Genomic DNA, 11,797 nt, shown 5'->3' with positions numbered 1-11,797 from the left:
CCACGCCGCCGACGGAGGTACTTGGTCGCGCGACTCAACCCATCACCGCGTAACTGACACGGCCTCGCCGACTCGGCAAGGACTTAACACCCGGCGGTCGAACCGAACGGACGATGGCAGAACCGCTTCGGGCGAAGTCGGGGGAGCTGACGGCCGAGGAGATTCTCGACGCGCTCCGAGAGGGTCGACGGGTCGTCGTCCAGACGGAGATGCTCGGGTCCGTCCACGAAATCACCCTCCGCCACGACGGGACGACGTTCTACTGTGACACGCCCACGACGCTGCACAAGCACACGACCGAAGACGAGATGCGCACCTGTATCGTGAACATGGGGTACGGACGCGAGGAGTAGAGACGCGGTACCGACAGGCCGAGTAGGTGCGCCGGTCTTCGACGGTTCGACGGCCGTAGAAGGGGCCTGAGTGCCGAATTCGACAGGGAGAGGTGACGTCCCAATTTCTTTGGGCGTCGTGCCTATGCACGTTCCGTCCAAGACGACATACATGAGCACTGAGGAATACACGCTCACGCAGACCGCGCAGCCGACGACCGACGACCGCACGCTCGACTCGGAGACGCTCAGCGAAATCTTCGCTCGCGACCGCGCGCGCACCCTCGCGCACTCCCTGAAGGCCTGCGACAGACCCGTCGAGCTCGACGAGTTGGCGAGGGAGGTCGCGGCCGCCGAGACCGACACCGACGCCGCAGTGGTCGGCGCAGACCGTCACGAACGCACCCTCGTCTCCCTGTACGAGACCGAACTGCCGCCGATGGAGGAGGCCGGACTGGTCGACGTCACGCGCGAAGACGGCGTGGTCGTCGAGGCCGGCGACGCACTCGTGGAGCTCGACTGACGACCCCGTTCTTCCTCCCGTCGGATTCTCGACCCACCGAACTCGCCTCTCGAGCGACGGCTCCCCGGAGAGGTGGTTTTTAATCTCCACCGTCCCGAACGAAGCCCATGAGCGATTCCCCGGATATCGAGGAGCTCGTCGGTAACGAGGACCCGAGCTTCCAGCACGTCCTCGCCTGCGTGTTCGGCGTACAGGACCACGAGAGCCGTACTTACCTCGTCCTCCTCGACAACCCGGGGAGCACCGTCGCGGAGCTCGCCGAGACCCTCGACCGCGACCGCAGCAACGTGAATCGCTCGCTGTCGACGCTGCTCGACAAGGGGCTCGCGGAGCGTCGACGCCGGCTGCTCGACCCCGGCGGGTACGTCTATCAGTACACCGCGACGCCGCTCCCGGAGGCCAAGGAGATGCTCCACGCCGCCCTCGAGGAGTGGGTGGAGAACGTCCACGAAGCCATCGACGGGTTCGGCGACGGCGGGGACGGGGACTGACCGCGGGAGTCCCAGTCAGCGGAGGGCGAGCAGCCGCGCGTCGCCGTCGACGACGTAGACGGTGCCGTTCGCGAGCGCCGGCGAGGGTTGAAGTGTGAGACCGAGACCACGCCAGCCTGTGACCTGAGTGTCGCGCGTTCCGATCGAGGCGGCTGTGTGGTCCGCCGGGACGTGTCGCCGCCGAAGCTACGCGACGGACCACCTATTCGCCTCACCGACGGCCTGCTGGTCCAGTTGGGACCCACCCTACGGCTCGCCGCGGCAGTTCAACAGGTTCGGGTAGTCGACGACGAGCCCGTCGACGCCGGCGGCGGCCAGCCGCTGGGCTTCGTACCACGTCCTGACCGTGTAGACGTTGACCGCTCGACCCTCCTCGTGAGCGACGGCGAGGAGGTCCACCTCCCCCGACGGACCCTCGGTGGAGTACGAGTCGTCGAAGAAGGGCGTCCCCTCGACCATGTTGTACGGCGGGTGGACGGCCTCGGCGTCGTACTCGCGGGCGATGGCGAGTCCGTCCGCAATCGAGTCCCGGAGCAGCGGCGCGACCGGAATCGACGGGTCGGCTTCGCGAACGGTGGCCAACGCCGCCTCGTAGAACGAGGAGACGAGCACGTCGTGGTCGTAGCCGTCGAGGACGGAGAGTACCCGGTGGGTGAACGGCCGCCAGACCGCCGTCTGTGCCGACAGCGCGTCGTCCGAGAGCTTCTCGGCAAACCGGAGGTCGAGCGACCCGGGGTTCTTGAACTCGACGTTCACCGCCACCGCCTCGGGAAGCGCGTCCAGTACCTCGGTCAGTAGCGGGACGGTCTCACCACTCCGAAGCACCGTCGCCGAGGTGACGGCGTCGGTCGACCGCTCCCAGACGAGTCCGTCCGCGTCGGTGACTTCCCGCTCGCCGCCGTCGCGGCTCGACAGCCGGTTGTCGTGGAAGACGACCACGTCGCCGTCTGCGGTCGGCACCACGTCGACCTCGACCATGTCGGCGCCGGCGTCCGCCGCTCCCTCGACGGCCGCGACCGTGTTCTCCGGGTAGAGCCCGGCATATCCACGGTGAGCGACGGAGAGCGGTGCCTCACCTTCGTCACGGCGCCACGCGTCGGGGTGCGTCACGTCCGTCCCGTCGTCGTCGTCGCCCTTCGCTCTGTCGTCGCCCGCGCTCCCGACTCCCGCGAGAGGGGCCGTCGAGGCCACCGCTCCCGCGTCGGTTCCGAACTCCGCCGGTCGGTGTCGGACTGGGGCACGGCGAGCGAGAAGAATCACCCGCGGGTGGGGCGCGTTTGCACTTCGACACCCGAACCGAGCGGTAGTATCCGGGGCGGTCCCTCCCCGTCGGGACGGTCCACGAGAGGTGGGCCGACGGCATCGTCACCCCGAGCGGCCGAAGATACCGCCGCTGCTCCCGGCTCGTCACGCTCGCCGGAATCGACCGCCTTTTTCCCGCCCCAGCGCAACCCCCGCGCATGAGCATGGAACTCTCGACGGCCGCACCCGACGCGCCGGCGGTCGCCGACGACGGCGTCTGGCTGGCCTGCGTCGCCTGCGGCGAGACGTTCGCCCCCTTCGAGACGGTCCGGTACACCTGCGACGACTGCGACGGGCTCCTCGAGGCCCGATACGCCGAACCGCCGACGTGGGCGGAGTTCGAGGCGAGCGAGGTCGACCGCGGCGTCTGGCGCTACGCCGCCGCCCTCCCGTTCGAGATGGGTGTTTCACTCCCCGAAGGCGATACGCCGCTCCACGAGGTGCCGCGACTCGAATCCGAAATCGGCGTCTCCCGGCTCCGAATCAAGCACGAAGGGATGAACCCGACGGGGAGCTTCAAGGACCGCGGGATGACCGTCGGCGTCCGCGTCGCGAAGGAACTGGGGGTCGACCGCCTCGCCTGTGCCTCGACGGGGAACACGAGCGCGGCGCTCGCGGCCTACGGCGGGCGCGGCGGGATGGAGACGCTCGTCCTGCTCCCCGCGGGGAAGGTCGCCGCCGGGAAGGTCGCACAGGCGGCGCTCCACGGTGCGCGAATCCTCGAAGTCGACGGCAACTTCGACGCCTGCCTCGACATCGTGCAGGACCTGGCCGAGCGCGGCGAGGCGTACCTCCTCAACTCTCTCAACCCGTTCCGGCTGGAGGGCCAGAAGACCATCGGCTTCGAGATTCTGGAGCAGTTCCGCGACGAGGAGGGGCGATTCCCGGACCGCATCGTCCTCCCCGTCGGCAACGCGGGCAACACGGCGGCACTGTACAAGTGTTTCCGCGAACTCGTCCAGTCGGGGGCGCTCGACGAGGCGGACGTCCCGAAGCTCACGGGAGTACAGGCCGAGGGCGCCGCACCGATGGTCGAAGCCATCGAAAACGACGCCGACGAGGTGCGCCGCTGGGACGAGGTCGAGACCCGCGCGACGGCCATCCGCATCGGCAACCCCGTCAACGCGCCGAAAGCGCTACCCGGCATCCGTAACACCGGCGGCACCGCCGTCGCCGTCTCGGACGAGGAGATAACCGGCGCACAACGCGCCCTCGCCGCCGAGGGTGTCGGCGTCGAGCCCGCCTCCGCGGCGTCGGTGGCGGGGCTCCGGAAACTCCGGGACGAGGGCGTCGTCGACGACGACGAGGCTGTCGTCTGTCTGACCACGGGCCATCTCCTGAAGGACCCCGACGCGGCCGCGGCCGCCGGAAACGACCCCGAGTCCGTGCCGAACGACACCGACGCCGTGCTGGCGCACCTCGCCGGCGAGCGGTAACGCGGGGAGAGGGTGGGACGGCGGGCGTGTGCCGCCCGTCTGACTGATGCTTATGGGTATGGTAGTCGTTCGCACGAACGTGTCCTTGAACAGCCTGCCCACCGGTACCGTGAGCGAGTCCGGCGCCGACCGAACCCGACCGGTCGGTCGCCCGGGAGAGCGAGACCCGAATCCACGGACGGGGACCCCCGGTCCACCTTCGGCCGGGCGGCCACCGACCGAGGCGGTCGCGGAGCTTCGGGACACCGTCGACGCGCTTGAGCGTGAACTCGACAGACGGGAGGCCGAGAGGCAGGAGCTCGTCGACCGGTACGAGCGGCTACTCGCGATGCAGAAGCGGGACCGGTCTCAGGCTCGGGCGGGTAGCGAGGTGAAGCAGGCGCTCGGCGCTCGCGTGGTGGAACGCGTGAGAACGCTACTCGGTCGCTGAACGGCGACGTCGGGGCTACTCGACCGTGCCGTTCAGCGTGATGTACTTCGCCTCGATGAGACGGTCGTCCTCGAGGAGCTTCTGGAGGGTGTCCTCGGGCACCTCGTCGTCGAGGTTGTAGACGGTCAGGGCTTCACCGCCCGGGGCGGCCCGGCGGGCGTTGAACATCCCCGCGATGTTCACGTCGACCTCGCCGAGTACGGTGCCGATGAAGCCGATGACGCCCGGCTTGTCGTAGTTGCGGGCAACGAGCATGTGGCCGTGCGGGATGGCGTCGACGCGGTAGCCGTCGATGCGGACGATACGCGGGTCCTCGCCGGCGAACAGCGTCCCGCAGACGGCGAGGGAGTCCTCGCCGTCGCCGACGCGGACGGTGACGAGGCTCTGGAAGTCCTCGGCCTGCATCGTCTTGGTCTCGCTCACGTCGATGCCGCGCTCTTCCGCCATCCGCGGGGCGTTGACGGCGTTGACTTGCCACTCGAGCGGCGTGAACACGCCCTTCAGCGCGGAGGCGGTTATCAGGTCGACCCCCTCCTCGGCGATGTCACCTTCGTAGACGACCTCGATTTCGGAGACGCGACCGTCGAACAGCTGCGTGGCGATGCGACCCGCGGTCTCCGCGAGGCCGATGTACGGCTCGATGCGGGGGAACGCGCTCTCGTCCACGGAGGGCGCGTTGAGCGCGTTCATCACCGGCTCGCCGGCGAGCGCGGCGACGACCTGGTCGGCCGTGCTGGTGGCGACGTTCTCCTGTGCCGCCGAGGTGGAGGCGCCGAGGTGTGGCGTCACGACGACGTTCTCGACCGAGAGCAGCGGGTTGTCCGGCGACACGGGCTCCTCGGCGAACACGTCGACGGCGGCGCCGTCGAGGACGCCCTCTTCGACGGCCGTCGCGAGCGCCGCCTCGTCGACGACGCCCCCGCGGGCGCAGTTGACGAGGTAGCCGCCGCCCATCAGTTCGAGTTCGTCGGTCGATATCATCCCCTCCGTCTCCGGCGTCAGAGGCGTGTGGACAGTGAGGAAGTCCGCCTGCTCCATGCACTCGTCGAACTCGACGAGTTCGGCGCCGAGCTGGGTCGCGCGCTCCTCGCCGATGTACGGGTCGAAGGCGACGATGTCCATCCCCAACGAGTCGAACTTCTTCGCGACCTCCTGACCGACGCGGCCGAGGCCGACGACGCCGAGGGTCTTCCCGTTCACTTCGGTGCCGAGGTAGTCACCCTTCGCCCACTCGCCGTCCTTCAGGCGGACGTGGGCCTGCGGGATGGAGCGGGCGGCGGCGAACGCCATCGCGACGGTGTGCTCTGCGGCCGCGCGGACGTTCCCTTCGGGCGCGTTAGCGACGATGACGCCGTGGTCGGTGGCGGCCTCGATGTCGATGTTGTCGACGCCGATGCCGGCGCGCCCGACGATGACGAGCTCCTCGGCGGCCTCGAACAGCTCGGCCGACACGTCGGTGCCGGAGCGGACGATGAGCCCGTGAGCGTCGGAGACGGCGTCGAAGAGGTCGTCCCCCTCGACGTCGTAGGCGGTCACCACCTCGTGGCCGGCCTCCCGCAGTCGGTCGAGACCGGCGTCCGCGATGGGGTCCGTGACGAGTACCTTCATCTATCGGGTTACGTCCCACGCCCGGCCGTTAAGCGTTTCCTCGTCGGCGGAATTGGCACGTCACACCCCAACACACCGGCGGTACGGCGTCGAGCGTCCGTCCGCGAAGCGAACCCCTTTCACCCCGTGTGGCGACTCTCCGATTCGGATGTCAGACTCCCGGCGCGTCGTGCTCGCCGTCATCGTGAGCACGTTCTTCGTCGGCTTCGGCGGCGGCGTCGTCTTCCCCATCCTCCCGAACCTGGAGGCCGTCCTCGGCATCTCGCCGTTCGTCGTCGGCCTCATCCTGAGTGCGAACCGCTTCACCCGGCTGGTCGCCAACGCGCCCGCGGGGTCGCTCGTCGACCGGGTCGGGACGCGACGCCCCTTCGTCGCCGGCCTGGCTATCGAAGGCGTCGCGACGTTCGGGTACGTGTTCGCGCTCGGCGCCGCGGCGCCGGCGGTCTGGTTCCTCGCCGCACGGGTGGCGTGGGGCATCGGGAGCGCGCTCGTGTTCGCCACGGCGTACACCATCACCGCGGACGTCAGCACCGGCCCGGACCGCGGCACGAGCATGGGGCTCGTCAGGGCCGGCATCACGTTCGGCTTCCCCGCCGGCCTCTTCCTCGGCGGCGTCGTGAGCGACGCCTACAGCGTCGAGGCCGCGTTCACCGTGGCCGCCGCGTTCGCGCTCCTCGCGAGCGGCGTCGCGTATCTCACCGTCCCCGAGACGCACGTGGGCGTCGGCACCGACGGGAGCGGGGACCGAACGAACGAGACCGCCTCGCGGTCGGCGTTCGAGGTCGACCGGAGCGTTCCGGCGGTGACGGCCGGACTCGTCAACTTCGGACTGTACTTCTCCTACGTGGGCGTGCTGTTCGCGACGCTCGTGCTCCTGCTCGGCGACCGGGGGTTCTCGGTGCTCGGCTACGCCGCGCAGGGGACCTCCGGCGTACTGATGGCCGCGACCGTGCTGTCGGGGTCGGTGTTCATGCTCGTCGGCGGGAGCCTCAGCGACCGACTCGGGGCGCGGGTGCCGGTGCTGCTCGCCTTCCTCGGCGTCGCCTGTGTCGGCTTCCTGTTACTCGTCGTCGCCGAGACGCTGCCGACGTTCCTGTTGGGGTGTCTCTGCGTCGGCGGCGGACAGGGCGGCGTCGGCGGTCCGTTGATGGCGCTGCTGGCCGACCTCACCCCCGGCGACCGAATGGGTCGGGCGACGGGGACGACGAACCTCCTCGGCGACGTGGGCGGAGGGCTCGGGCCGCTCGTTTCCCTCCCGCTGGTCCAAGCCGTCGGGTTCGCCCCCGTGTACGCCGCCTGTGCCCTGATTCCGCTGCTCGCCGGCGGCGTGCTCGTCGCCGGCGTCTACCGTCACACCGGGTCGATGAGCCCGCGAACGGGGGCCGTCCGGGACGGCGGGCGCTGACGGTCGGTGTCGGCGGTGGCCGAGGGGGCCTACGCCACCCGGTCGCGGGTCCACGCGAACTGCTCGTCGAGGCGCTCCCGGCCGGCCGGCGTGAGCGCGTACCGCTCGTGGATGCCGTCGGGTTCCCGGTCGAGGAAGCCGTCGTCGACGAGCGCGTTCATCGCCCCGACGAACGTCTTCGGACGAACCGTCTCCTCGTACTTCTTCTCGACCTCGCGTTTCACCGCCCGACCGGTCGGGTCGTCGAGCCCCGCCACCGCGATACAGATGTCCCGCCGGAGGCCCGACTGGAGCCACTTCGTCATGTCCGGGGCGAGGGCCGGACGGCCTCTAACGGTGTCGTCTCGCGCCGGCGGACCGACCGAGGGGCGACCGGACGGCGACCGGCGAAGCGCAGGTGTTCGCGGGACCACCGGCTTCAAATCGCCGGCGCGCGAGCGGTCGGGTATGCGACTCGTCGCCTTCGACTTCGACGGCACGCTTTCGGACTCAGAGATGACGGTGCTCCTCGGGGAGCGCGAGGGCGTCGCCGACGAGATGGCCGACATCACCGAGCGCGCGATGAACGACGAGATCGGCTACGCCCAGAGCCTCCGCGAGCGGGCGTCGCTGCTCCGCAGTCTCGAGGAGGAAGAGGCCGAGGCCGCCTACGGCGCGGTCGAACTCCGCCCCGGCGCCGCCGACGTCATCCGCCGGCTTCGGGAGGCGGGCGTCCACGTCGCGGTCCTCACCGGAGGGTTCGAGCGGGGCGTCGAGCGCGCGCTCGAGAAGGAGGGCATCGAGGTCGACACGGTCGTCGCAAACCGGCTCCCGATTCGGGGCGGCCGGCTCACCGGCGACGTGGAGGGGCCGCTCGTCGAGGGGACGAAGGACACAGCACTGGAGGACCTCGCCGGCGACCTCGACGTTCGGATGGAGCGGACGGTCGCCGTCGGCGACGGCGCGAACGACCTCCCGATGCTGGAGGTCGCCGGGCTGGCGGTCGGCTTCGCCCCGAAACCGGCGGTCGAACCGGCCTGTGACACCGTCGTCGAGTCGATGGACGAACTCGCCGGCGTGTTCGAGGAGCGCGGAATCCTCTCCCGAAGCCGGTAGACGACCCGCGCCTACTTACAGCCGGTAGACGACCGCCTCGTAGGGGCGGAACTCGGCGCCGTCGGGGTCCGCGGGGGCGTCCTCGTAGTTGCCGACGACGACCTCGGCGCCCGTCGTGTCGACGGCCTCCGTCTCGAACGTCGCCGGCTCGTCGGACCAGTCGAGCACGACCAGTCGCCGCTCGTCGCCGAGCGTCCGCGTGTAGGCGAACAGCCGTTCGTGCTCGGGGAGGAGCAGTTCGTACTCGCCGTAGACGTACACCTCCTCCTCGTGTCGAAGCTCGATGAGCCGCCGGTAGTGGTGCCAAATCGAGTCCTCGTCGGCACGGGCGGCCGCGACGTTGATTTCCTCGGAATTGTCGGTGAGCGCGAGCCACGGCTCGCCGTCGGTGAACCCGGCGCCGTCGCTCCCCGTCCACTGCATCGGCGTGCGGGCGTGGTCCCGGCTCATGTAGTCGACGACGCCGCGTGCCTCCTCGTAGGAGTCGACGACTCCCGCCGCGAGCATCCCCTCGACGGCGCCGACCGTCATCGGGTCGTCCACGTCGTCGAGCGTCTCGAAGGCGGTGTTGGTCATACCGATTTCCTCGCCCTGGTAGACGAACGGCGTGCCGCGAGAGGTGAGCAGGAAGGTGGCGAGGAGCTTCGCGCTCTCCTCCCTGTAGGCCTCGTCGTCACCGAATCTCGAGACGATGCGGGGCTGGTCGTGGTTGCCGAGGTACAGCGCGTTCCACCCGTCCGCGCCGAGGCGGCCCTGCCAGCGGCTCGTGATGCGCTTCAGCTCCGGAAGGCTCCACTCCCCGAACCCCTCGGGGTCCCAGCGGCCGCGCGGGCCGGCGTCGAGTTCCATGTGTTGGAAGTGGAAAATCATGTCCAGCCCGTCGCCGTCCTCGCCGAGGTAGTCGCCGGCCATCTCGACCGTGGTGCCCGACATCTCGGCGACGGTCATGGCGTCGTAGTTCGCGAAGGTGCGGTCGTACAGCTCCCGCAGGAACTCGTGGATGCGCGGACCGTGGTCGAACCCTTCGAGGCCCACCGGCGGCCCCCCGTCGGGGTCGCCGTCGGGGAGGTCGGGAACCTTCGAGAGGTAGTTGATGGCGTCGAGGCGGAACCCGTCGATGCCCTTCTCCAGCCACCAGTTCACCATCTCGGCCACCTCCTCGCGGACGGTCGGGTTCTCCCAGTTGAGGTCGGGCTGTTTCTCGTCGAAGATGTGGAGGTACCACGCCTCCCGGACGTCGTCGTAGCTCCACGCGGACCCGCCCATGAAGGACTCCCAGTTGTTCGGCGGCGCCTCGCCGTCGGGTCCCTCAGTGCCGTCCCCGGTCGTCTCGCCCACCTCGGCCGGGCGCCCCTCGCGCCAGATATAGTAGTCCTCGTACCCCTCCTCTTTCCGGCGGGACTTCTCGAACCACTCGTGTTCGTCGCTGGTGTGGTTGACGACGAGGTCCATCACGAGCCGGATGTCGCGGGCGTGGAGCGCGTCGAGGAGTTCCTCCCAGTCGGCCATCGTGCCGAACTCCGAGGCGATGGAGCGGTAGTCGGCGATGTCGTACCCGTTGTCGGCGTTCGGCGACTCGTAGACCGGACAGAGCCACACGACGTCGACGCCGAGCGCGTCGAGGTAGTCCGCCTTCTCGGTGATTCCCGGGATGTCACCCACCCCGTCACCGTCGCTGTCGTTGAAACTTCGTGGGTAAATCTGGTAGACGACCGCCTCCTTCCACCACTCGCGGTCGGGGACGGTGTCGGTGGGTTCGGGTGGTGCCATGGTGCCTAAACAATTACTACGATAGTAGTACTTTCGACCGTCGGGGGTTCTTACCGAGTTCGGCGCGTCGGCGACGGTGGAGCAAAAGCGGCGTCGGTCCCGACCGGCGACCGGTTCGTTCGAGGGGTTCGAGGCGTTCGGACCGTCCGAGGCGCCGACCGGCCTACTGCCGGTACTCGGCGCCGACGACGCCCGGTTCCTCGCTGGTCTCGTCGAGTTTCTCGCGGGCGGCCTCGAAGTCCTCGGCGCGCACCTCGGTTCGCTCGTCGCGGATGGCGAACATCCCCGCCTCGGTGGTGAGCGAGTTGATGTCCGCGCCGGAGTACCCCTCCAGGTCGTCGGCGAGCGCGTCGAAGTCCACGTCGTCGGCGAGGTTCATCCCCTGCGTGTGGATTTCGAGGATGCGCCGGCGCCCCTCGACCTCGGGCTTGGGCACCTCGATGAGACGGTCGAAGCGGCCGGGCCGGAGGATGGCCTCGTCGAGCATGTCGAAGCGGTTGGTCGCGGCGATGATGCGGACGTCCTCACGGTCGTCGAAGCCGTCCATCTCCGAGAGCAGCTGCATCATCGTGCGCTGGACCTCGGCGTCGCCGGAGGTCTTCGAGTCGGTGCGCTTGGAGGCGACGGCGTCGATTTCGTCGATGAAGATGACCGCCGGAGCGCGCTCCTTCGCGAGGTCGAAGAGGTCGCGCACGAGCCGGGAGCCCTCGCCGATGAACTTCTGGACGAGTTCGGAGCCGGCCATCTTGATGAAGGTGGCGTCGGTCTCGTTGGCGACGGCCTTCGCGAGCATCGTCTTCCCGGTTCCGGGCGGCCCGTAGAGGAGCACGCCGGAGGGCGGCTCGACGCCGACTTCCTGGAAAATTTCGGGGTTGGCGAGCGGGTCCTCGACGGCCTCGCGCACCTCGCGCACCTGCTGGTCGATGCCCCCGATGTCGGCGTAGCCGACCTCCGGGGAGGCGTCGACCTCCATCGCCTGCGCCCGGGCGTCGGTCTCGTCGTCGAGCAGGGTCTGCACGGCGAAGGAGTCGTTGATGGCGACGCGGTCGCCCGCCTCGAGGTCCTCCTCCAGTCCGGGGGAGACCTCGGTGAGCACTTCCTGGTTGTTGCCGTGCTGCTTGACGACCACGCCGTCGTCGGTAAGCTCCTCGACGGTGGCGATGTACAGCGAGGAGGTTTTCAGCACTTCGTTGCGGCGCTTCAGGTGGTCGACCTCCTCGCGGAGGTCCTCCTGGCGGTCGGTGGCCTCGTTCAGCCGTTCGTCGAGCTCCTCGTTCACCGTGAGGATGCGCTCGAAGTGACGGCGCATGGCGTCGAGGCGCTCGGCGTCCGACATCTCGGGGTCGAGGTCGAGCCGCGGCCTGTCGGGAAGGGACGGGCTACGTGACATTCGCTGGTTCCCGAT

12 protein-coding genes are annotated in these 11,797 nt (G+C 69.3%); 7 read left to right on the top strand and 5 right to left on the bottom strand.

Annotated elements, in window-relative coordinates:
- Positions 1-113: 113 nt before the first annotated feature.
- The 3 genes from N5095_RS05600 to N5095_RS05590 all read left to right on the top strand — a co-directional run bounded on the left by N5095_RS05600 (position 114) and on the right by N5095_RS05590 (position 1,346).
- Positions 114-353 (top strand): DUF8001 family protein, encoded by a 240-nt coding sequence (locus N5095_RS05600; protein ID WP_267621756.1) that lies wholly within the window; start codon positions 114-116, stop codon positions 351-353.
- 151 nt (positions 354-504) lie between these two features.
- Complete coding sequence (locus N5095_RS05595) at positions 505-855, top strand: DUF7344 domain-containing protein (protein ID WP_267621755.1); 351 nt, start codon at positions 505-507, stop codon at positions 853-855.
- Between the two features lie 107 nt (positions 856-962).
- Complete coding sequence (locus N5095_RS05590; protein WP_267621754.1) at positions 963-1,346, top strand: helix-turn-helix domain-containing protein; 384 nt, start codon at positions 963-965, stop codon at positions 1,344-1,346.
- 246 nt (positions 1,347-1,592) lie between these two features.
- Here N5095_RS05590 and N5095_RS05585 read toward each other — a convergent pair whose 3' ends face one another.
- Positions 1,593-2,537, bottom strand: coding sequence for a glycerophosphodiester phosphodiesterase (locus N5095_RS05585; protein ID WP_267621753.1), 945 nt, complete (start codon positions 2,535-2,537; stop codon positions 1,593-1,595).
- Positions 2,538-2,806: 269 nt separating this feature from the next.
- On the opposite strand from N5095_RS05585, the gene thrC reads away from it, so the two are divergent.
- Together thrC and N5095_RS05575 are read left to right on the top strand one after the other, a co-directional pair.
- Positions 2,807-4,084, top strand: a complete 1,278-nt coding sequence (gene thrC / locus N5095_RS05580) for a threonine synthase (RefSeq protein ID WP_267621752.1) — start codon at positions 2,807-2,809, stop codon at positions 4,082-4,084.
- A gap of 79 nt (positions 4,085-4,163) precedes the next feature.
- Complete coding sequence (locus N5095_RS05575; protein ID WP_267621751.1) at positions 4,164-4,514, top strand: hypothetical protein; 351 nt, start codon at positions 4,164-4,166, stop codon at positions 4,512-4,514.
- Between the two features lie 15 nt (positions 4,515-4,529).
- On the opposite strand, the gene serA is transcribed toward N5095_RS05575, so the two are convergent.
- Entirely contained in the window at positions 4,530-6,122 is a 1,593-nt protein-coding gene (serA, locus tag N5095_RS05570; protein ID WP_267621750.1) for a phosphoglycerate dehydrogenase, read from the bottom strand.
- A 148-nt stretch (positions 6,123-6,270) separates the two neighbouring features.
- On the opposite strand from serA, the gene N5095_RS05565 reads away from it, so the two are divergent.
- Positions 6,271-7,527, top strand: a complete 1,257-nt coding sequence (locus N5095_RS05565; RefSeq protein WP_267621749.1) for an MFS transporter — start codon at positions 6,271-6,273, stop codon at positions 7,525-7,527.
- Positions 7,528-7,556: 29 nt separating this feature from the next.
- Here the strand turns inward: N5095_RS05565 and N5095_RS05560 are convergent, their stop codons facing one another.
- A complete protein-coding gene (locus N5095_RS05560; RefSeq protein ID WP_267621748.1) occupies positions 7,557-7,832 on the bottom strand; it encodes a hypothetical protein in 276 nt (91 codons plus the stop codon).
- A gap of 142 nt (positions 7,833-7,974) precedes the next feature.
- Between N5095_RS05560 and serB the strand changes: the two genes are divergently transcribed.
- Positions 7,975-8,622 carry a phosphoserine phosphatase SerB gene (serB, locus tag N5095_RS05555; RefSeq protein WP_267621747.1) on the top strand — a complete coding sequence of 216 codons (648 nt, stop codon included), beginning with the start codon at positions 7,975-7,977 and terminating at the stop codon, positions 8,620-8,622.
- A gap of 15 nt (positions 8,623-8,637) precedes the next feature.
- On the opposite strand, the gene N5095_RS05550 is transcribed toward serB, so the two are convergent.
- A complete protein-coding gene (locus tag N5095_RS05550; RefSeq protein WP_267621746.1) occupies positions 8,638-10,392 on the bottom strand; it encodes a glycoside hydrolase family 13 protein in 1,755 nt (584 codons plus the stop codon).
- A gap of 163 nt (positions 10,393-10,555) precedes the next feature.
- On the bottom strand, positions 10,556-11,782 hold the full coding sequence (pan2, locus tag N5095_RS05545) for a proteasome-activating nucleotidase Pan2 (protein WP_267621745.1): 1,227 nt from the start codon (positions 11,780-11,782) through the stop codon (positions 10,556-10,558).
- Positions 11,783-11,797 lie beyond the last annotated feature (15 nt).

Origin of the sequence: Halobium salinum, from assembly GCF_026586625.1 — an archaeon.
Taxonomy (GTDB): domain Archaea; phylum Halobacteriota; class Halobacteria; order Halobacteriales; family Haloferacaceae; genus Halobium; species Halobium salinum.
Note: the sequence above shows the minus strand (reverse complement) of the source record. Positions and strands in the feature narration are given on the sequence as shown.

Coding starts and splice junctions, on each gene's coding strand:
- N5095_RS05600 (WP_267621756.1), top strand. CDS start 114: ATGGCAGAACCGCTTCGGGCGAAGTCGGGGGAGCTGACGGCCGAGGAG.
- N5095_RS05595 (WP_267621755.1), top strand. CDS start 505: ATGAGCACTGAGGAATACACGCTCACGCAGACCGCGCAGCCGACGACC.
- N5095_RS05590 (WP_267621754.1), top strand. CDS start 963: ATGAGCGATTCCCCGGATATCGAGGAGCTCGTCGGTAACGAGGACCCG.
- thrC (WP_267621752.1), top strand. CDS start 2,807: ATGAGCATGGAACTCTCGACGGCCGCACCCGACGCGCCGGCGGTCGCC.
- serA (WP_267621750.1), bottom strand. CDS start 6,122: ATGAAGGTACTCGTCACGGACCCCATCGCGGACGCCGGTCTCGACCGA.
- N5095_RS05565 (WP_267621749.1), top strand. CDS start 6,271: ATGTCAGACTCCCGGCGCGTCGTGCTCGCCGTCATCGTGAGCACGTTC.
- N5095_RS05560 (WP_267621748.1), bottom strand. CDS start 7,832: ATGACGAAGTGGCTCCAGTCGGGCCTCCGGCGGGACATCTGTATCGCG.
- serB (WP_267621747.1), top strand. CDS start 7,975: ATGCGACTCGTCGCCTTCGACTTCGACGGCACGCTTTCGGACTCAGAG.
- N5095_RS05550 (WP_267621746.1), bottom strand. CDS start 10,392: ATGGCACCACCCGAACCCACCGACACCGTCCCCGACCGCGAGTGGTGG.
- pan2 (WP_267621745.1), bottom strand. CDS start 11,782: ATGTCACGTAGCCCGTCCCTTCCCGACAGGCCGCGGCTCGACCTCGAC.